Annotated in this window: 16 protein-coding genes; 4 read left to right on the forward strand and 12 right to left on the reverse strand. The window is 69.9% G+C overall.

The window, feature by feature from the left end; translation table 11 throughout:
* Positions 1 to 2: 2 nt before the first annotated feature.
* Entirely contained in the window at positions 3 to 791 is a 789-nt protein-coding gene (gene cobI, locus ACR4XJ_RS09870; RefSeq protein ID WP_434755054.1) for a precorrin-2 C(20)-methyltransferase, read from the forward strand.
* 249 nt (positions 792 to 1,040) lie between these two features.
* Here the strand turns inward: cobI and ACR4XJ_RS09875 are convergent, their stop codons facing one another.
* From ACR4XJ_RS09875 to ACR4XJ_RS09915, 9 genes are all read right to left on the reverse strand, one after another.
* Positions 1,041 to 3,101, reverse strand: coding sequence for a methyl-accepting chemotaxis protein (locus ACR4XJ_RS09875; RefSeq protein WP_434755055.1), 2,061 nt, complete (start codon positions 3,099 to 3,101; stop codon positions 1,041 to 1,043).
* A gap of 144 nt (positions 3,102 to 3,245) precedes the next feature.
* Positions 3,246 to 3,947, reverse strand: a complete 702-nt coding sequence (locus ACR4XJ_RS09880; RefSeq protein ID WP_434755056.1) for an ABC-type transport auxiliary lipoprotein family protein — start codon at positions 3,945 to 3,947, stop codon at positions 3,246 to 3,248.
* Positions 3,947 to 4,870 carry an MlaD family protein gene (locus ACR4XJ_RS09885; protein WP_434755057.1) on the reverse strand — a complete coding sequence of 308 codons (924 nt, stop codon included), beginning with the start codon at positions 4,868 to 4,870 and terminating at the stop codon, positions 3,947 to 3,949. The genes ACR4XJ_RS09880 and ACR4XJ_RS09885 overlap by 1 nt, the downstream gene beginning before the upstream one ends.
* A 23-nt stretch (positions 4,871 to 4,893) precedes the next feature.
* Positions 4,894 to 5,742, reverse strand: coding sequence for an ABC transporter ATP-binding protein (locus ACR4XJ_RS09890; RefSeq protein WP_434755058.1), 849 nt, complete (start codon positions 5,740 to 5,742; stop codon positions 4,894 to 4,896).
* A 1-nt stretch (position 5,743) separates the two neighbouring features.
* Entirely contained in the window at positions 5,744 to 7,024 is a 1,281-nt protein-coding gene (locus ACR4XJ_RS09895) for an MlaE family lipid ABC transporter permease subunit (RefSeq protein WP_434755059.1), read from the reverse strand.
* 321 nt (positions 7,025 to 7,345) lie between these two features.
* Positions 7,346 to 7,618, reverse strand: coding sequence for a hypothetical protein (locus tag ACR4XJ_RS09900; RefSeq protein ID WP_333505246.1), 273 nt, complete (start codon positions 7,616 to 7,618; stop codon positions 7,346 to 7,348).
* 220 nt (positions 7,619 to 7,838) lie between these two features.
* Positions 7,839 to 8,282: a hypothetical protein gene (locus ACR4XJ_RS09905; RefSeq protein ID WP_333505156.1), complete on the reverse strand. Its 444-nt coding sequence runs from the start codon at positions 8,280 to 8,282 to the stop codon at positions 7,839 to 7,841.
* A 100-nt stretch (positions 8,283 to 8,382) separates the two neighbouring features.
* A complete protein-coding gene (locus ACR4XJ_RS09910; RefSeq protein ID WP_434755060.1) occupies positions 8,383 to 8,790 on the reverse strand; it encodes a hypothetical protein in 408 nt (135 codons plus the stop codon).
* Between the two features lie 349 nt (positions 8,791 to 9,139).
* A complete protein-coding gene (locus tag ACR4XJ_RS09915; protein WP_434755061.1) occupies positions 9,140 to 10,552 on the reverse strand; it encodes a sigma 54-interacting transcriptional regulator in 1,413 nt (470 codons plus the stop codon).
* Between the two features lie 189 nt (positions 10,553 to 10,741).
* On the opposite strand from ACR4XJ_RS09915, the gene ACR4XJ_RS09920 reads away from it, so the two are divergent.
* From ACR4XJ_RS09920 to ACR4XJ_RS09930, 3 genes are all read left to right on the forward strand, one after another.
* Positions 10,742 to 11,128: a Rid family detoxifying hydrolase gene (locus ACR4XJ_RS09920; protein WP_434755062.1), complete on the forward strand. Its 387-nt coding sequence runs from the start codon at positions 10,742 to 10,744 to the stop codon at positions 11,126 to 11,128.
* Positions 11,129 to 11,462: 334 nt separating this feature from the next.
* Complete coding sequence (locus tag ACR4XJ_RS09925) at positions 11,463 to 12,335, forward strand: HD-GYP domain-containing protein (RefSeq protein ID WP_434755063.1); 873 nt, start codon at positions 11,463 to 11,465, stop codon at positions 12,333 to 12,335.
* Positions 12,332 to 13,480 carry a diguanylate cyclase domain-containing protein gene (locus tag ACR4XJ_RS09930; protein WP_434755064.1) on the forward strand — a complete coding sequence of 383 codons (1,149 nt, stop codon included), beginning with the start codon at positions 12,332 to 12,334 and terminating at the stop codon, positions 13,478 to 13,480. The genes ACR4XJ_RS09925 and ACR4XJ_RS09930 overlap by 4 nt, the downstream gene beginning before the upstream one ends.
* A 119-nt stretch (positions 13,481 to 13,599) precedes the next feature.
* Here the strand turns inward: ACR4XJ_RS09930 and ACR4XJ_RS09935 are convergent, their stop codons facing one another.
* From ACR4XJ_RS09935 to ACR4XJ_RS09945, 3 genes are read right to left on the reverse strand one after another with little or no spacing between them, the layout of a single operon-like run.
* A complete protein-coding gene (locus ACR4XJ_RS09935) occupies positions 13,600 to 16,716 on the reverse strand; it encodes an efflux RND transporter permease subunit (protein ID WP_434755065.1) in 3,117 nt (1,038 codons plus the stop codon).
* Positions 16,713 to 18,071, reverse strand: coding sequence for an efflux RND transporter periplasmic adaptor subunit (locus tag ACR4XJ_RS09940; protein ID WP_434755066.1), 1,359 nt, complete (start codon positions 18,069 to 18,071; stop codon positions 16,713 to 16,715). The genes ACR4XJ_RS09935 and ACR4XJ_RS09940 overlap by 4 nt, the downstream gene beginning before the upstream one ends.
* Positions 18,068 to 18,925 (reverse strand): CerR family C-terminal domain-containing protein, encoded by an 858-nt coding sequence (locus tag ACR4XJ_RS09945; RefSeq protein ID WP_434755067.1) that lies wholly within the window; start codon positions 18,923 to 18,925, stop codon positions 18,068 to 18,070. The genes ACR4XJ_RS09940 and ACR4XJ_RS09945 overlap by 4 nt, the downstream gene beginning before the upstream one ends.
* Positions 18,926 to 19,443: the final 518 nt, after the last annotated feature.

Consider the following 19,443-nt stretch of genomic DNA (forward strand, 5'->3'; position numbering starts at 1 on the left):
CCATGCCCGCCCCCAACGACGTTTCCCGCCCCGCCCCCAACGACGCGCCCGCCGCCTGCGGCACCCTGTACGGCATCGGCGTGGGCCCCGGCGAACCGGACCTGCTCACCCTGCGCGCCGCCAACGCGCTGTCGCGGGTGCGCGTGGTGTTCGCCGCCTCGTCCACGCGCAACGACTACTCGGTGGCGCTGGACATCGCCCGGCCCCACCTGCCCGCCGACGCGCGCATCGAGACCCTGGGCTTTCCCATGACCCGCGACAGGGCCGCCCTGGCCGCCGCGTGGGAGGCCAACGCCCGCGCCGTGGCCGACACCCTGCGCAAGGGCGAGGACGCCGCCTTCCTGACCCTGGGCGACCCGCTGATCTACTCCACCTTCGGCTACCTGCTGCGCACCCTGCGCCGGGTGGCCCCGGACCTGCCCGGCGACGCGGTGCAGGTGGTGCCGGGCGTCACCTCGTACCAGGCGGCCGCCGCCCGCACCCGCACCATCCTGTGCGAGGCGGACGAAACCCTGCTGCTGGTGCCGGGCGTGAACGGCATGGACAAGCTGGCCGCCGACGTGGCCGGAGCGGACAACGCCGTGATCCTGAAGGCGTACCGCAAGTTTCCGGAAATCCGCCGGGTGCTGGCCGAACAGGGCGCGGCGGAACAGGCGGTGTTCGTCTCGCGCCTGGGCCTGCCCGGCGAGTTCATCGCCCCCTCGCTGGCCGAGGCCCCGGACGCGCCCCACTACCTGACCCTGCTGCTGGTGCCCAAGGCCCGCAGCGGCGACGACACCGGCGGGGCGTAGCCTCCCCCGGTTCCCCGTTCCGCTCCCGCAACGCCAACGGGCCGCCCGGCATCGCCGGACGGCCCGTTCTCGTGCGCATCATAATATATGGATGGTGTGCCGCTTGGGGTTGTTTCCAAATCAGGATTTTCGTTCGTTGGCAAGGAAAACAAGCCTGCCATGAGGGAGTATACTCTTCTCGTATTCGACCGACATGGCAGGCGAAGTTTGACGTAGCCAACGGGCGAAAGGACTATTTGGAAACAGCCCCTACCCCTGCTTCAACTGTTCCACCAACTGCCGCAACTCCTGCCCCATGCGGGCCAGCTCGGCCACGGCCTGCGCCGACTGCTCCATGACTTCCGCCGTCTCGGCCGCGATGCGGTTGACCTCTTCGGTGCCCCGGTTGATCTCCTCGCTGGCCGCGGACTGTTCCTCCGCCGCCGTGGCGATGGCCCGCACCCGGTCGGCCGTTTCCTGCACCACGGTCACGATCACCCCCAGCGCATCCCCGGCCATGGTGGCCAGTTCGGTGCTGCGGCCCACGGACATGGACGCCTCTTCCATGCCCTGCACGTTCTCGCGCGACGAGCCCTGGATGGCCCGCACGGCGTCGCCCACCTCGCGGGTGGCGTTCATGGTCTTTTCGGCCAGCTTGCGCACCTCGTCGGCCACCACGGCGAATCCCCGTCCGGCGTCGCCCGCGCGGGCGGCCTCGATGGCCGCGTTGAGCGCCAGCAGGTTGGTCTGGTCCGCGATGTCGCTGATCACGTTCAGGATCTGCCCGATGGACTCGGCCCGGTCACCCAGTTCGTGCAGGCTGCCCCGGAGCAGGGCGGTCTTGTCGTTGACGTCCTCGATGGCCTCCACCACCGAGCGCACGATGCCCTCGCCGTCCTCCGCCTGGCGGCGGGCCTTTTCCGCGTTGTCGGCGGCGGACGAGGCGTTGCGGGCCACCTCCATGACCGTGGAGTTCATTTCCTCCATGGCCGTGGCGGTCTCTCCGGTGCGTTCGCGCTGCACGTCGGCCCCCCGGCTGGCCTGCTCGATCTGGGCGGCCAGCTGCTCCGACGCGGAGCCCACCCGGTCCACGATGACTTCCAGCCGCGCGGCGGCCTGGTGCATGCCCTCGCTCCTGGCGCGTTCCGCCTCGGCGCGGGCGGCCTCGGCCTCGGCCATGGCCCGGCGGGCCTGCGCGCCCTGCTCCTCGGCCTCGCGGGTCTTCTGCTCCGAGGTGGCGATCATGTCCTTCAGCCGGTCCACCATGGTGCGCAAGGCGGTGGCCAGCGTGCCGATTTCGTCCGAGCGGGCCAGGTCCAGCCGCCGCGAAAGGTCGCCCCCGGCCACGGCGCTGGCGAATTCCACGCCCTTGCCCAGCGCGTTGGCGATGTTGCGCACGATGAAGAAGATCACCGTGCCCACCAGCACCAGAATGACCGTGGTGGCGGCCACGCTGACGTTGCGGATGGCCGCCACCGGGTCGCGGATGTCGCTTTCGTCCACGGTGACGCACATGATCCATCCGGTGGAGGGTTCTTCCATGAAATAGGCGAACTTGGTGATGCCCTGCCAGGGGTAGGCGATGCTGCCGGTGCGTTGCGCCAGCACCTGCTTGCCCCATTCCAGTTCGCCGATGTCGGTCTTCAGGATCAGCGAGGCGTCGGGGTGGGCGATGATCTTGCCGGTGCGCGCCACCAGAAAGGCATAGCCGGTCTTGCCGATCCTGATGGGATTGATGAACTCCTTGGCGTACTTGGCAAGGTCCACCGAACCGTACAGCACGCCCGCCACCTTGCCGTCCACCGTCATGGGCGCGGCCACCACGATCACGGGGGTGTTGGTGGTCATGCTCATGAGCGGCTCGGACACGGTGGCCTCGCCCTGCATGCCCCGCTTGAAGTAGTCGCGGCCGGAGCGGTTCTCCTTGCCCACGGATTCGTCCAGGTTGCTGGCCGCCACCACGCCGTCGGGCCCCAGCACATTGACCACCTGGTACACGTCGTAGGTGGCCACCACCTGCCGCAACGCCTCATTGGCGCGGCGGACGGCCGCGGCCCGGTCGGGGGCGGCAGGGTCGCCGCCCGGCGGCGTCCGCAGCACGTCCAGCAGCACGTTGCGCGAGGTCTGCGTGGCGATGTCCCCGCGCTGGTCCTGGATGCGCCTGCCAAGTTCGCCCACGGCGGCGCGCACCATCATTTCCGACTGGGCCTTGATGGCGCTGTGCAGGGCGTTTTCCGACACGGAATAGGACAGCCACGAAGACACGGCCATGCCCGCCAGCACCAACCCCAGCGTTGGCACGAGGAAGCGGTTGCGAAGATTCCAGCCCATGGAGCACCTCGCCCTGTTGCAGCCCTCCCCCGAGAGCATCGCATCAAAGCCCGAGTGTGCCAGCATACCATGCCGGCCGGGCAGGCGATAGTCCCGCGCTGCAAAAAATACTGCGCGGAAAACGGGATGGGGCCGGACGCCGCGTCAGGAACGGGTGGCGGCCATGGCGTCCAGGCTCCACGCGGTGGCCCGCGCCAGCACGTCGCCCATGGCGGTCTCGAAGGCTTCGGCCACCTGCGGCAGGCCGGACCCGGCGGCGGAGCAGTCGCGCCCGATGGCGGTGAAGGCCACGATACGCCCGGTCTTCAGGTCCACCAGGCGCAGGGCCAGTTCCACCTCCACCGTGGGCGCAGACGCGCCGCCGGTCATGCGGGTGTTGAAGCGGCGCAGGTCGCTCATCAGCCGGTAGTCGGGGTAGATGCCCGCCGATTCCTCGGCCGCGCCGTCCAGACGCCCGTTCCGCTCGAAGGCTTCCACCAGCAGCCGCTGCACCAGGCGCGGCGCGGGGCTGGTCCACTTGGCCCCGGCATAGTAGCGCACCTCGCGCCCGGTCACGCCCCCCAGGACAAGGGCGATGCGGTCGGTATCCAGCATGCGGCTGGTTTCCGGCAGGGACACGGCCAGTTGCAGGGGCAGCGCACCGCCCGCGCCGGGCGCGGGCATGGCCGGGGCCAGCAGCAGGTGGGTGGGCGCGGGGCCGGGGTCCAGCACGCGGGCGCAGCCGGACAGCGCGGCCAGCAGCAGGCAGGCCAGCGACAGCGAAAGCAGCAGTCCCCGGCGGGCGGAAAGAGGCGCGGGCCGATTGAATGCGTACGGGGCGAATGCGCGCGTATGGGTGGCGGGCATCATCGGGCATCATACTCCGGTACGGGGTTGCCGAACAGGAAGCGGCGGGGGTCGCTTTCCACCTTGTGGGCCAGCCGGTCCAGCGTGGCCACCAGTTGCCGCGCCTCGGCCAGCAGGCGGCGCATGTCCTCCAGCCCTTCGCCGGAAAACTTGGCCACGCCCGGCTCGGCCCGGGCCACCAGCCCGTCCATGCGCCGGGCCATGTCGCCCACGGCGCGGGTGGAGTCGCGCAGGTCGGTGCGCAGGTAGTCGCGCAGGTCGCCGGTGGCGTCCTCCAGCCCGGCGGAGGCGTTGGCCAGGCGCCGGGTGGTCACGTCCAGGTTGCCGATGATGCGGTCCATGGCGTCGGCCCGCGCGGCAAGGCGCGCCGTGAGCATGTCCAGCGATTGCAGGGTCTGGGCCAGGGCCCGGCGGTTCTCGTCGTCGGCCATGCCCGCGATGCGCTGGATCAGTTCGCGGCCGTCGGAAACCACGGCGGGCAGCCCGGCGAACAGGGCTTCCAGCCGCGAAAGCTGGGCGGGAATCACCGCCACATCCTCGCCGTCGTGCGGCTTGAGCAGCGGGCTGGTGGCCGTGCCGCCGGAAATCTGCACCACGGTCACCCCGGTGATGCCGCGCGCCTCCAGCGAGGCCATGGAATCTTCGCGCACCGGGGTGTCGGCCGCGATCTCGATGCGCACCTTGACCCGGCCGGGGTCGGTGGGGCTGATGGTGATGGCCTTCACCGTGCCCACCTTCACCCCGTTGAACAGCACGTCGTTGGCCACGCTGAGGCCGGAAACGTGCCCGGTGAAGTTGATGTCGTACTGCACCAGGTTCACGCCGCCGCCGCGCCCGGCCGTCCACAGGATGAAGGCCAGCGCCCCCACCACGGCCATGAGCGTGAACACCCCGACCAGTACGTAACTGGCTCTGATTTCCATGCGTTCTCCCTTGGAAACAGCCCCTAGCGTGTCCCGTCCGCGCCGCCATCCGCCGCGCGTCCGTCGGATGGGCGCACGGCGGGTAGGCCGCCATGCCCGGCGTGGCCGGACACCCCGGCGGCCACGCGCCCGCGCGGTCCGGTGAAATATTCGCGCAGCCACGGGTGGTCCACCCGCAGCAACTCGCCGATGGTGCCCACGGCGTAGATACGCTTCTCGGCCAGCACGGCCACCCGGTCGCACACGGCGTACAGCGAATCCAGGTCGTGGGTGATCATGACCACGGTAAGCCCCAGCGCGGCGCGCAGGTCGGCGAGCAGCGCGTCGAAGGCCGCCGCGCCGATGGGGTCCAGCCCGGCCGTGGGCTCGTCCAGGAACACCACCGCCGGGTCCATGACCAGCGCGCGGGCGAGCCCGGCCCGCTTGCGCATGCCGCCGGAAAGCTCGGAAGGATATTTCAGCGCCGCCTCCGGCGCCAGGCCCATCATGCGCAGCTTCATGGCGGCCACGTCGTCCATGGCGTCGGGCGGCAGGTTGGTGAACTCGCGCAGGGGCACCTTGATGTTCTCGATGACCGTCAGCGACGAGAACAGCGCCCCGTCCTGGAACAGCACCCCCCACTGGCGGCGCACGGCGCGGCGCGCGTTCTCGTCGGCGCGGGTGATGTCCACCCCCAGCACGCGCACGTCGCCCGCCTGGGGGCGGCGCAGGCCAAGGATGGTGCGCAGCAGCACGGACTTTCCCGAGCCGGATCCCCCGATGAGCCCCAGCACTTCGCCGGGCTGCACGTCCAGGTCGAGGTTCTCGTGCACCGTCACCGGGCCGAAGCGGTTGGCGATGCCCCGCAGCGAGATGATCGGCGCACCCCCCACCCTACACCCCCAGCGACATGAACAGGATGGCGAAGCCCGCGTTGGCCACGATGACCAGGAAGATCGACTCCACCACCGCCTGGGTGGTCAGCCGGCCCACCGACTCCGCGCTGCCGGTCACCCGGAAGCCCTGGAAGCAGCCCACGATGCCGATGATCAGCGCGAAGAACGGGGCCTTGACCAGCCCGGTGACGAAGTTGGTCAGCCGTGTGATCTCCTGGAAGCGCACGGCGAACGCGCCGGGCGAGATGCCCAGCGACAGCCACGAGGCGATGCCCCCGCCCAGCACGCCCATGAAGTCGGCGATGAAGGTCAGCACCGGCAGCATCAGCACCAGCGCCACCACGCGGGGGATCACCAGCACTTCCATGGGGTCCAGCCCCATGGAACGCATGGCGTCCACCTCTTCGTTGGCCACCATGGCCCCGATCTGGGCGGTGAACGACGAGCCGGAGCGGCCCGCCACGATGAGCGCGGTCAGCAGCACGCCAAGCTCGCGCAGGGTGGAGACCTCGATCAGGTTCACCACGAACACCTGCGCGCCGAAGCGGGTGAACTGCTCCGACCCCATGTACGCGGTGACCAGCCCGATGAGGAAGGTGAGCAGGGCCACGATGGGCACGGCCTGGATGCCGGTCTGCTCCATGTGGTGCACGATGGACACCCAGCGCAGCCGCCACGGACGCGCCACGGACGCGGCCAGCGAGACCAGGAACATGCCCAGGAACCCCACGATGGAGCGGGCCTGCTCCAGTTCCTCGACGATGGAGCCGCCAATGGCGTGCAGCGCGCCCAGCACCGGCGAGACGCGGCGCTCGCGCGGCACCACGGAAATGTCGATGGCCCGCACCCGGTCCAGCAGCACGGACTGGCCGGGATCGGGCACGCGCCACGCCACCTGCGCCCCCGCCGCCGCCATGTTGGCAGCGGCCCGGCACAGCAGTTGCGCCCCGGCGGTGTCCAGGCGGGTCACCCCGGAAAGGTCCAGATGCACCACGGGGGCATCGCCCTGCGCGCCGCAACTCTGGCATACCTCGGCGCAGCGGCGCAGCAGCCGGGCGGTCATGCGGCCGATGGAGCCCACCTCCCACGCGCCGGAAAAGGTGAACACCTGTTCGCGCGCGCAGGCTTCCGCCGCCCCGCCGTGGGCCGCGTCCATGCCCGGCGCGGCGGGCGCGCAGGTCAGCCCCGGCTCGTGCGGCCCGGCATGGGCGTCCGGGTCGGGACGCCGGTAGTCGCCCTTGAGGGTGGGTTCCCGGAACGGGGGGACGGTTTCGCGCATCGGGTCAATCTACCACGCCCCAGGGACAGCGCCAAGGGCTGCGGACCGGACGGGACCCGACGGGACTGGGCGGAATTGGACGGGGCCGAATGGGGCCAAGGGGAGATGGAAGGGGGGCGGGATGTCCTGAGGAAGGGGCGGAAAGGGAGAGGAGGGAACGCAAACCGACATGCGCGCCGGACCGGAGAGCGGCCCGCGAACCGCGCCGCGCCATGCGGCCCCGGCGGCAGCCAAACGCCAAGAGCCGCGCGGCCCGAGCCCGCGCGCACCATGCGAACCTTCGATGGCGACTCTCCGATGGCGGCGATGCGACGGCGACGGCTATTCCACGTCGTCGTCGTACCACTCGTGCTCGTAGCCGTCGGTGAGCTTGTAGCTGCGCACTTGCAGCAGCAACTCCCCGTCCTTTTCGCGCACCGTGCCCACGATCTCCACGTGGGCGTTGATGTGCGCCGCAAGGTCGGCCCCGGCACCGCGCGGGACGATGTGGAACTCGGTATCCCCGGCGGCCACGGCCACCTTGGCGGCCATGTCGTCGTGCCCCTTCAGGGTGAGCGGCACGATGTACCCCTGAATAGTCCTGATGCCTTCCATGGTGTTCACAAATGGCTCTCGCGCGAACGGGAAAGGGTCCGCCTTTCGGACCCACACAACACTGCGGAATATTACCCCTTTCCTGAAAACGCAAGCGTTTGGTGAGGCCCGGTGTGCAAAAAATTTCCCGCGCGGAAAATTGCGTGCTATTCCATGATATTACATGTTCAATATTTCACGCGCCGTGGCGCTGCGGGCAATCCGCCTGCCGGAACCGAATCTAAATCCTGCGTCCCAGGTACGCGGTATCCACGCCGTACAGGTGCGACGCCTGCGGCGCGGATTCCCCATTATCCTCGTCCACCACCGAATAACCGGTGACGTCAAGGGTGAAATAGCCATCCTCGATCTGGTTGGCGATGCCCGTCACCACCACTTCCAGCCCGTCCAGTTCCAGATCGGTGACGCCCCGCAGCAGAAAGATGCGGTCGTCCATGGTTTCCAGCAGCGGGCCATCGTCGGTGACCACCACCACGCCGGTCACCACCACCTCGGGGGTTTCCGGCCCCATGGTCATGCCCGCCGCGTGGGCCGCCGGGCTCACGAGCATCCAGTTCGACAGCAGCACCAACAGCGACAACAGCACCATGGCCGCAACCGCAGGCAGCCTGCCGCCCGCGCGCGCCGCCGCGCCGCGCATTCCTTCCTCCGTCCGCGCCATCATGATCCGGCCCTCTTCCTTAGACATCCGCAGACATCCGCCACGCCCGCCCTGCACGGGCCCTTTCCCTTCCGTCCCGTCCCGGCCGCAGTCCCCCGGAATCTCAACCCGCCGCGTCCATCACCACGAAATCGCGCACCGTGAACAGCAGCCTTCCGTCGCGCGCCGCCAACCGGCCCGTGGCCGTCACCTTGCGGCGGCACAGGGTCAGCAGCGCCGGATGGTCCGCCACGTTGCCCACCACCAGCTCGCGCTCGCGGTCGTCGGCGATGAGCACGCCCGAAACCTCGTAATTCTCTCCCCAGGCGTCCGGCAGCACGTAGCCGATGACGGACACCAGGGATTCGCCGTCCCGGACCGGCTGCCGGGCCCCTGCCGCGCCAACGGCGCTGGCGGGCTCCCTAAGGCCCTCGGGAAGCCCGCCGCCCAGGCCGGGGACAGGGTGTTCGGGTGCGGCGGGCACAATGGCCGCGCCGCTCCGGTCCTTGTGCGGGTGCTGCCGGGAATCCATGCCGCGCGCAGAGCACTTTCCGCGCCATATCGCCAAGTTGGCGCTGTTTCTAGACTTTTTGTATAGGCACGGCAAAAACAGGAATTTAAAATTCCTATTTTTGCGGGTTGGCCGATCAATGCCCCCCGGATTATCCATCAACCCGCCATCTCCGCTTACAAAATTCGATTGTATCATACTGTGTATAAATAATATATACAATAAACAGAACTAAAAATTCCGATAACCATAAACAAGACCTCAGAATTCTCCTTTCTTCACACCCGGTCCCCCCCCGCCATAACGCCGCGCGCCGGTCACGGAAGAAATCCCGTGCCCGGCGCGCGAAAGAACAATTTAGAAACAGCTCCTAGCCGCGCAGCTTGTAGTCCTCCTTGCGCAGCCCGTGCCGGGTCATCAGCTTGTGCAGTTGCCGGGTGGTCACCCCGGCCAGCGCGGCGGTGCGCTGCACGCTGCCCCCGCACTGGGCCAGAGCCCGCTCCAGGTAGGCCCGCTCGAACACGTCCACCGAGCGGCGGCGCGCCTCGGCCAGGGGCAGGGTGGTGTCCACGGTGGCCAGCCGCCCGCCCCCGCCGGGGCCGAAGAATTCCGCCGGAAAGCTGTCCGGCGTGAGCACGTTGCTGCTTTCAAGGATGCACGCCCGCTCGATGAGATTTTCCAGTTCGCGCACGTTGCCCGGCCAGTCGTAGCCCATGAAGGCGTCAATGACCTCCGGGTGGATGGACCGGATGTCCTTGACCATCTGGGCGTTGTAGCGGCGCACGAACAGTTCGGCCAGCAGCAGCAGGTCTTCCTTGCGCTCGCGCAGGGGCGGCACGTCCACGGGAAACACGTTGAGCCGGTAGTACAGGTCGCGCCGGAAGCGCCCCTGCGCGCACAGCGCGGCCAGGTCCTCGTTGGTGGCGGCGATGACCCGCACGTCGGCCCGCAGCACCGCCTCGCCCCCCACCCGCTGGTAGGCCCGGTCCTGCAACACGCCCAGCAGCTTGATCTGGGCCGACTGGCTGACCGTGCCTATCTCGTCCAGAAAGATGGTGCCGCCCTCGGCGATCTCGAACTTGCCCGGCTTCTTGCGCACCGCGCCGGTGAACGCGCCCTTCTCGTGGCCGAACAGTTCGCTTTCGATGAGCGTGTCAGGGATGGCCCCGCAGTGCACGCTGATGAACCGCCGCGAGCGCCGGTTGCTGTGGTTGTGGATCAGCCGGGCGATGAGGCTCTTGCCGGTGCCCGTCTCGCCCGTGAGCAGCACGGTGCTGCGCGTGCCCGCCACCAGCCGCACCTTGTCGAACACCTCGCGCATGCGCGGGCTGTTGGTGTGGGCCAGGTCCACCGCGTCGCCCGCCCAGTGGCGGTCGCGCAGGTAGTCCAACTCCGAGCGCACCAGCGCCGATTCGTGCAGCTTCTGGGCGACAAGGCGCACCTCCTCCTCCAGCAGGGGGTACGACAGGTAGCCCCCGGCCCCGGCCTGCACCGCGTCCACAGCGTGGCGCACGGCGTCGGCTTCCGCCAGCACGATGATTTCGGCCGAAGGCACCCGGCGCTTCACCTCCCACACCGCCTCGTGCAGCACCCGGCGCGAGGGCTCGCGCCCTTCCAGCAACAGGCCGAGGTCGATCATCACCATGTCCATCGCCCGGCCGGTGGCCTGGGCCAGCGCCTCTGGCCTGGTGCGGCAGGGAATGACCGTGACGTCGCCGGAAAAGCTGGCGCGCAGCACGTGCAGGGCGTCTTCGTGGGGGGTGACGGCGAGCAGGTATTTCATGCGGTCCTCGTTGCCCTTCCGCCTATGGGAAGCCGGGCCGGAGCGCAAGCCCCGCGTGGGGGCCGCACGGACGCCCCTCCCCCGGCTTTACAAGCACGGGGCCGCGCGGCTAGGCTGCGCCATCGTCCCCGTGCCCCCGGCGGACCGCCGCCGGGACATCCGCCCCACCCGCATCGCAGGAGCGCGCCAATGGCCCAACGCACCGCCATCATCCCCGCCGGGGCCCCCGCCCCGGTCGGCCCCTATTCCCCCGGCCTCGCCTGCGGCGGGCTGCTGTTCGTCTCTGGCCAGTTGCCCGTGGACCCGGCCACCGGCGTCTTCGTGGAAGGCGACATGGGCGCGCGCGCCCGCCAGTGCCTGCGCAACGTGCAGGCCGTGGCCCAGGCCGCGGGCGCGGACCTGGACCAGGTGGTCAAGGTCACCGTATTCCTCACCGACCTGGCCGACTTCGCGGCCATGAACGCCGCCTACGCGGAATTCTTCGCCGCGCCCTTCCCGGCCCGCTCCACCATCCAGGTGGCGGCGCTGCCGCTGGGCTCGAACATCGAGATCGAGGCCGTCATAGATCTGCCGTAGGGACCTGCCGTAGGGACCTGCCATAGGGAGTCTGCCGCAAGGGGCCGGGCGCGCGCGGCGTCCACCCCTGCGGCACGCACCTCCCCGCCGCGACCGCCAGACGGGCCTCCGCCCGGTTTCGTCAGGCCCGGCGGCCCGTTGTTCCAATGATCCGCCCGTCCGCTTTTTCCGGACAATCCGGGTTTCCCCCACTCCGCCCCTATTGACCTCGCGGGATGATAGGGATATTCCTTCTGTTCATGAGAATGATTTTCAACTTCAAAAAAGCGGACAGGATATCCGCCCCCCCTTCCCGCCGGGGCGTGCCTCCTTCCGGCGACGCGGGGAACGCGCCATGCTAAGCACCCTGCTGCACCAGTTCGCGGAATCGCTCGGCAACGCCATCGACGCCAAGGATGCCCACACCCGCTCGCATTCCGAGGAAGTGGCCCTGGCCGCCTATCTGCTGGCGCAGGCCATGGGGTTTTCCCCGGCCGACGCCGACCGGGTGCACGTGGCCGGGCACCTGCACGACATCGGCAAGATCGGCGTGCCCGACGCCGTGCTGCTGAAGGCGGGCACCCTGACCCCCGAGGAATGGGAACACATGCGCGCCCACCCGGTCATCGGCGCGCGCATCGTCAGCCCGGTGGCGGACCTGGCCGACGAGGGCGTGGCCGCCATGATCCTGCACCACCACGAACGGTGGGACGGCCGGGGCTACCCGCACGGCCTGCGCGGCGAGGCCATCCCCCTTGGCGCGCGCATCATCGCCCTGGCGGACAGCCTGTCCGCCATGCTCCAGCACCGTCCCTACCGCCCGGCCATGCGCTTCGAGCAGGCCGAGGCGGAACTGCTGCGCTGCTCGGGCAGCCAGTTCGACCCCGCCGTGGTGCGGGCCTTCGTGACCGTGCGCGACGAATTGTACCGCGCCTTCAGCACGCCCCATCCGCCCCGTTCCGAACTGACGGGCGCCGCCGTCGCCTGCGCGGTGGCCGCCTGCTGCCGCCACGGCCACCACGCCCCGGCGTTCTCCGGCACCGGCCACGCCCTGTCGCCCGAAACATCCGCCACCACGGCGGCAACGCCCAACGGCCCAGGCGGGTCGGGCACGGCCGACCCCGTCCGCCGCAACGACATCACCGCCCCACGGAGCGCCACATGGGAAGACACGTGGGAAGACGGTCGCGCCGCTCCGCGCGGCCTGCTGATCCCGGTGCCCGCATGAACCACACCCCCTCGTGCAATACCGACGCCGCCAACGCCGCCCGCACCACCGGCCGGACCTCCGCCGCAAGCATCGCCGGCCTGCACCTGGCCACCCCGCGCTGGCTGCGCCGCCTCATCGACGCCTTCTGGCGCGGCGTGGACACCCTGAGCCCGCGCACCCGGCTGGCCATCGCGCTGTTCCTGGTGGTGGTGGCGCCCGCCGGGGTGCTGCTGCACCACCTGGAATCGCAGGGCCGCGCCGTGCTGCCCGGACTGCCGCGGGCGCTGCCCCTGTCCGTGTTCGAGGACGTGGTCCTGGCCGTGGCCCTGTACCTGGCCGGGGCGCTGGTGCTGTGCATCCCCGTGGCCGGGCTGATCTGCCGTTTCGTGCTCATGCGCGACATCCGCGCGATCAACTCCTTCTGCCTGGCCCTGCGCGAAGGCCGCCAGCCGCGCCCCCTGTCGCTGCCCAACGAGCAGGAGGACGAGCACGACCTGCTGCGCCTGAAGCGCAACCTGGAGTGGATGGCCCACCTGGTGGCCAGCCGCGAACGGCACCTGATGGCCCGGCTGGAGGCCACGGACAGCCGCGCCCGGCACATGGAGGAACTGGCCGTGCGCGACGCCCTGACCGGCCTGTTCAACCGCCGCCACTTCGAACGGCGCCTGGCCGAACTGGCCGCCGAGGCCCGGCTGCGCCCGCCCTTCCACCTGATGCTGGTGGACTGCGACCGCTTCAAGGCCGTCAACGACACCCACGGGCATTCGGCGGGCGACGAACTGCTGCGCCTGCTGGGCGACGTCATCGCCGAGGCGGTGCGCGCGGGCACCGACACCCCCTGCCGCATCGGCGGCGACGAGTTCGGCATCCTGTTCGCCTGCCCGGACGAGAATTCCGTGCGCGCCGTGGCCGAACGCATCCGCCACCGCTTCGCCCAGTGCCAGAACCACGGCTGCACCCTGAGCATCGGCATCGCCCGCTACCGCCAGCAGGGCGAAGGCCGAGCCGACGCCGCCTGCCAGCTGGCCCCGGTGACCGACGCGGGCAACGCCGCCAGCGCGGGCGAGGGCGCGCCCCTGGCCGTGCAGGCCATGGTGGCCCGCGCCGACGGCGCCGTGTACGCGGTGAAGCGGCGGGGCGGCAACGGCATCGCGGTGCGCTAGGGGCAAGACCGTCCCCAACCGCACACTCCGCCCCGCCGGACGGAAACACCCCGCTGATGCGCTGCATCGGCGGGGTGTTTCGTCATGATCGTATTCGTGTGTCCGCGCCCGCAGCCAGGCTACGCCTGCGGTTGCGGCGCGGCCCGCTCGTTGCCCAGCGCCCGCCCCATCTTGCGTTGCAGCCAACGGCTCAGCCTGTCCAGGTACATGTAGTACACCGGGGTGATGTACAGGGTCAGCAACTGCGACACCATCAGGCCGCCCACCACGGCCAGGCCCAGCGGCCTGCGTTCCTCGGCGCCCGCGCCGAAGCCCACGGCGATGGGCAGCGCGCCCATGAGCGCGGCCATGGTGGTCATCATGATGGGCCGGAAGCGCACCAGGCAGCCGTGGAAGATGGCGTCCGCCGGGGCGCGGCCCTCCACGCGCTCGGACTCGATGGCGAAGTCGATCATCATGATGGCGTTCTTCTTCACGATGCCGATGAGCATGATGATGCCCACAAAGGCGTACAGGTTCAGGTCGTACCCGAAGAACATCAGCGTGAGCAGCGCGCCCATGCCCGCCGAGGGCAGGCCCGAAAGGATGGTCAGCGGGTGGATGAAGCTCTCGTACAGGATGCCCAGCACGATGTAGATGACGAACACCGCCAGGACCAGCAGCACGGCCATGCCCTGCAACGAGTTCTGGAAGGCCTGCGCCGTGCCCTGGAACGAGCCCACCACGTCGGCGGGCAGCAGGGGCGCGGCCACCTGCTCGACCTGCGCCACCCCCTCGCCCAGGGCCACGCCGGGCCGCAGGTTGAAGGACACGGTCACCGAGGGCAGCTGGCCGGAATGGTTCACCGACAGCGGCCCCACCCCTTCGCTGAGGCTGGCCAGGGTGTCCAGCGGCACCAGCATGCCGGAATTGGCCCGCACGTACAAAAGCGGCAGCACCGAGGCGTCGCGCTGGTATTCCGGCAGCAGTTCCAGCAGCACGGCGTAGTCGTTGGTGGGCGCGTAGATGGTGGACACCTGCCGCGAACTGAAGCCCGACTGCAACGCCTCTTCGATGCGCTGGGCCGATACGCCGAGGGCCGCCGCCTTGTCGCGGTGGATGGTCACGCGCACCTCGGGGTTCTTCAGTTGCAGGTCGCTGGTCACGTCCTGCAACCCGGGCAGGGTGCGCATCCGTTCTTCCAGCAGGGGGGCCACCCGGTACAGTTCCTCGGTGTCCGGCCCCTGGATGGTGTACTGGTACAGGCTCTTGGTGGTGCGGCCGCCGATGTTGATGGACGGCGGGTTGGACACGAAGGCCTGGATGCCGGGCAGGGTGTTCAGTTTCGGGCGCAGCCGCTGGATGACCTGTTCCGGCGTTTCCTTGCGCTGGTGGCGGTCCTTGAGCATGATGATCAGCCGCCCGGCGTTGCCCCCCAGGTTGGGCCCGCCCGCGCCCACGACGGAGGTGAACGAGGCCACGGCCGGGTCGGCCGCCAGCACCGCGTGCAGGGCGGTCTGGTTGCGCACCATGGCGTCGAACGAGATGGACTGGTCCGCCTCGGTGAAGCCCGAAAGCTGGCCCGTGTCGCCGCTGGGCAGGAAGCCCTTGGGCATGACCACGAACAGCCACGCCGTCAGCCCCAGCACGCCCAGCGACACCAGGAAGGTCATGAAGTGGTGGCGCGTGGTGATGCGCAGGGTGCGCTCGTAGATATGCAGCAGCCCGTCGAAGAACGCCTCCAGCGCGTTGTACACGCGGCCGTGGCGCTCCGCGCCGTGCGGCTTCAGGAAGCGGCTGCACAGCATGGGCGTGAGCGTCAGCGAGACCACCCCCGAAAGGCCGATGGCCACCATGATGACCACCGAGAATTCACGGAACAGCCGCCCCACCACCCCGCCCATGAACAGCACGGGAATGAACACCGCCGCCAGCGAGATGGTCATGGAGATGATGGTGAAGCCTATCTCCTTCGAGCCGTCCAGGGCCGCCTGCATGACCGGCTTGCCCATTTCCTTGTGGCGCACGATGTTCTCGAGCATGACGATGGCGTCGTCCACCACGAAGCCCACGGCCAGGGTCAGGGCCATCAGCGACAGGTTGTCCAGGCTGTGCCCGAACACGTACATCAGCGCGAAGGTGCCCACCACCGACATGGGCAGGGCCAGACTGGGGATGACCGTGGCCGACAGGCTGCGCAGGAACAGGAAGATCACCAGCACCACCAGGAACACGGTGAGCACCAGGGTGAACTTCACGTCGTCCACCGATTCGCGGATGGTCTGCGAACGGTCGTACATCACGTTCAGTTGCACGGACGCGGGCAACTGCCGCTCGAACGAGGGCAGGAGGTCCTTCACCGCGTTGACCACGGCCACAGTGTTGGAGCCGGGCTGGCGCTGCACGGCCAGCACGATGCCGCGCGTGTCGTTGAACCAGGTGAACTGCTTGTCCTGCTCCACGCTGTCGATGACCCGGCCGAGCTCGCCCAGGCGCACCGGCGCGCCGTCGCGCCAGGCCACCACCATGGGCCGGTACGAGGCCGCGTCGAACAGCTGGCCGCTGGCCTGGATGTTGCGCGAGGTATGGTCGCCCTGCAGGGTGCCGGTGGGCAGGTTGACGTTGGAGTCGGCGATGGCCGTGGCCACCTCGTCCAGCCCGAGGCCGCGCGTGGCCAGGGCGCGCGGGTCCACCTGGGCGCGCACCGCGTACTTCTGCGAACCGTACACCTGCACTTGGGCCACCCCGGCCACCATGGAGATGCGCTGGGCCAGCATGGTGTCCGCGTATTCGTTCACCTGCGACAGGGGCAGGGTGGGCGAGGTGAGCGCGATGTACAGGATGGGCTGGTCGGCGGGGTTGACCTTGCGGAAGTAGGGCGGCGTGGTCATGTCGTCGGGCAAGCGGCGCTGCGCCTGCGAGATGGCCGACTGCACGTCTAGCGCGGCGGCGTCGATGTCGCGGTCGAGGGCGAACTGGATGGTGATGCGGGTGCGCCCCAGCGTGCTCGACGAGGTCATGGAGTCGATGCCCGCGATGGTGGCGAACTGGCGCTCCAGCGGGGTGGCCACGGCGCTGGCCATGGTTTCCGGATCGGCCCCGGAAAGCTCGGCCGTCACCTGGATGGTGGGAAAGTCCACGTTGGGCAGGTCGCTGACCGGCAGGTTGCGGTAGCCCACCACCCCGAACAGGAACATGGCCAGCATGACCAGGCAGGTGGTCACCGGCCTGCGGATGAAGAACGCCGCGATGTTCACTGGCGCGCCTCCGCCGGGGCCGCGCCCTTGCCGCCGGGTTCACCGGGCTGGCCGGACTGGCCGGGCTGGCCAGACGAGAAGGACGGGGAGGACGGGGAGGACTGGCCGGACTGGCCGGACTGGGCGGCCGGGTCGCCGGATTTGGCGGCGGGAACCGCCCCGGCGGGGGCCTTTTCCTCCACCACTGCGCCGGGGGTCAGGCGCAGGTGGCCGTCCACCACCACCCGCTCGCCCTCGGCCACGCCCTCCTCCACCACCACCAGGCCGCCGTACGCAAGGCCGGTGCGCACCTTGCGCAGCTGCACGGTGTCGTCCCGGCCCACTACGTAGGCGAACAGCCCCTGGCTGCCGGTCTGCACCGCCTGCGAGGGCACCACCACCACGCCGGGCAGGATGCCCAGTTCCACGTACACGTCCACGAACTGGCCGGGCCACAGCACCCGTGATTCGTTGGCGAAGGTGCCGCGCATGCGGATGGTGCCGGTGGCGGTGTTCACCGCGTTGTCCACGAAGGTCACCGCGCCCCGCGCGGCAACGGCCGTGCCCGTGCCGGGGCCGGGCACCCGCGCCTCCACCGGCACGCCCCCGGCGGCCATGCGCGCGCGGGCGGCGGCCAGGTGCATTTCCGGCAGGGCGAAGCCCACATAGATGGGCTCTATCTGGTCGATGACCACCAGCACCGTGTCCGCCCCGGCCCGCACCATGTTGCCCTGGTCCACCTTGACCTGCCCGGCGCGGCCGGACATGGGCGCGGTGATGGTGGAATACGAAAGCTGCACCCTGGCCGTCTCCACCGCGGCCTCGTCGGCGCGCACCGTGGCCCGCAGCGAATCGGCCGTGGAGCGGTACTGCTCGAACTGCTCGCGGCTGACGTAGCCGTCGGCCACCAGGGTTTCGAAGCGGCGCACGTCCTCGTCGGCCTTGGCCAGCAGCACGCGATCGCGTTGCAGCCTGGCCTGGGCCTCGTTCAGGGCGGCCTCCAGGGCCCGGCGGTCCACCGAGAACAGCAGGTCGCCCTTGCGCACGTCCTGCCCTTCCCTGAAGTGCACGCCCACGATCTGGCCGTCCACGCGCGACTTCACGGACACCGTGGCATAGGGCTCCACGTTGCCCACGGTGCGCACCACCACGGGCAGGTCGCGCTTTTCGGACAGGGCCGTGGTGACCGGCACGGGACGCTTCTGCGGCTTGGCCTTGGCGGCGTCGTCGCCGCCGGAACAGCCCACCAGCGCGGCCAGCAGCGGCAGCAGGACGATCAGCGCGAGGAGGGCCGCCACGCGCCGGACTGACGCAGCGGGAGACGGGGCAACGGTGCTGGTCCGGAATCGGGATTTGGACTGGACGTCGGTGTTCATGCGGGGTTCCGTTGGCGGCTGGGAGTGGGGGGGGTGGATGCGGCGCTCGACGTCGCGCCGTCGGGTGATTCGGGCTGCGGGGAGCGCAGTCGCTCGCGCAGGGCGGCGATGCCCGCCAGGGAAAAGGCGGTGATGTGTTCCTCCAACTCGTCGAGGCTGGCGGCATCGTACGAAATTTCCGGGTACAGCAGCGGAATGACGTTCCGCGCGAAGTGGTGGTGCAGGCTCTGCCCCACCACGCTCAGCGCGCACAGCGCCACGACGCGGCTGCGCTCCTGCTCGCCCAGCAGTTCGCGCACCGTTTCCGCCAGATAGCCCGCCCGCGTGCCGATGACCTTGCCCACGATGTCGCCGATGACGCCGGTGGGGTCGGTCATCTCGCGGATCAGCAGCCGGTTGTACCATTCCGGCCGACGCGAGCCGCGCGTGCGGTGCAGTTGCGAATGGATGAAGGCGCGCAGCCGGACTTCCGGGTCGGCAGGAACGGACGCGGCGCCGGAACCTTCGCCAGGCGCGGGCGCGGGCATGCCGGGTCCGCCCGCTGCGCCCGATGCGCCCGACATCTCGGACGGGGGCAGCGGCGGCTCGGGGAAGGGTTGCAGCAGCACCGCGCGGTACAGGCCCTTCTTGTCGCCGAAATGGTATTTCACCAGGGCCACGTTGACGCCCGCGCGGCGGCATATCTCGCGCAGCGAGGCGCGGTGGAAGCCCAGTTCCGCGAAGGTCTCGCCCGCGGCGGACAGGATGCGCGCCCGGCTGTCCGGGGCCTGGCCGTTCTCCACCGGATGGTCCGGGGCCGGATGGTCCGGCGCCGGGGCGGCGGGGGTTCTGCGGTCCGGCAGGGCGTCGTGCATGAAGTATCCGGAAGGGCGCGGCCACGGGGCGGCCACGGCAAAAAGGGAGCGGCCCGGGCTGGCGGGCCGTGTGCGGGCCCGCGGGAGGGGCCGGGTATCTCCGGTCTTCTCCGGAGGGCGTTCGGCCTACTTAAACGAGTGTTTAAGAAAGTCAATAGGCCGTCAACACATTGTAATAAATGCCCATCTGCGGAACCTTCGCGGCGGTTCCACCCGGCGGCCCGCTTGTGCCGGTTCGTCACATGCTCCGCAGGCCGCCTTGCCGCGCCCATGACCCGGCGCGATGCCCGTTTCCGCCCCCCGAGCCGCCAGCGGCAACGGATGCGGGCCGCCGCGCGGCGCGTCGGGCCCGGTCGGGTCCGGTCGAGTCCGGCCGGATCAGGCCCCCGAAACGCGCGGCCCCCCGCCGCACAGTGCGCAGGACAGCAGCGCCCGCGCGTCCGGGCCTCCCTCCCTTGCCTGCCGGTGCGCCCCCGTCTGGCCGCACCCGCACCGCGCCCCCTGCGGCATAACGCGCA

The organism is Nitratidesulfovibrio sp. D1, assembly GCF_051133415.1.
Classification (GTDB): domain Bacteria; phylum Desulfobacterota; class Desulfovibrionia; order Desulfovibrionales; family Desulfovibrionaceae; genus Cupidesulfovibrio.

Coding starts and splice junctions, on each gene's coding strand:
- cobI (WP_434755054.1), top strand. CDS start 3: ATGCCCGCCCCCAACGACGTTTCCCGCCCCGCCCCCAACGACGCGCCC.
- ACR4XJ_RS09875 (WP_434755055.1), bottom strand. CDS start 3,101: ATGGGCTGGAATCTTCGCAACCGCTTCCTCGTGCCAACGCTGGGGTTG.
- ACR4XJ_RS09880 (WP_434755056.1), bottom strand. CDS start 3,947: ATGCCCGCCACCCATACGCGCGCATTCGCCCCGTACGCATTCAATCGG.
- ACR4XJ_RS09885 (WP_434755057.1), bottom strand. CDS start 4,870: ATGGAAATCAGAGCCAGTTACGTACTGGTCGGGGTGTTCACGCTCATG.
- ACR4XJ_RS09895 (WP_434755059.1), bottom strand. CDS start 7,024: ATGCGCGAAACCGTCCCCCCGTTCCGGGAACCCACCCTCAAGGGCGAC.
- ACR4XJ_RS09900 (WP_333505246.1), bottom strand. CDS start 7,618: ATGGAAGGCATCAGGACTATTCAGGGGTACATCGTGCCGCTCACCCTG.
- ACR4XJ_RS09905 (WP_333505156.1), bottom strand. CDS start 8,282: ATGATGGCGCGGACGGAGGAAGGAATGCGCGGCGCGGCGGCGCGCGCG.
- ACR4XJ_RS09910 (WP_434755060.1), bottom strand. CDS start 8,790: ATGGATTCCCGGCAGCACCCGCACAAGGACCGGAGCGGCGCGGCCATT.
- ACR4XJ_RS09915 (WP_434755061.1), bottom strand. CDS start 10,552: ATGAAATACCTGCTCGCCGTCACCCCCCACGAAGACGCCCTGCACGTG.
- ACR4XJ_RS09920 (WP_434755062.1), top strand. CDS start 10,742: ATGGCCCAACGCACCGCCATCATCCCCGCCGGGGCCCCCGCCCCGGTC.
- ACR4XJ_RS09925 (WP_434755063.1), top strand. CDS start 11,463: ATGCTAAGCACCCTGCTGCACCAGTTCGCGGAATCGCTCGGCAACGCC.
- ACR4XJ_RS09930 (WP_434755064.1), top strand. CDS start 12,332: ATGAACCACACCCCCTCGTGCAATACCGACGCCGCCAACGCCGCCCGC.
- ACR4XJ_RS09940 (WP_434755066.1), bottom strand. CDS start 18,071: ATGAACACCGACGTCCAGTCCAAATCCCGATTCCGGACCAGCACCGTT.
- ACR4XJ_RS09945 (WP_434755067.1), bottom strand. CDS start 18,925: ATGCACGACGCCCTGCCGGACCGCAGAACCCCCGCCGCCCCGGCGCCG.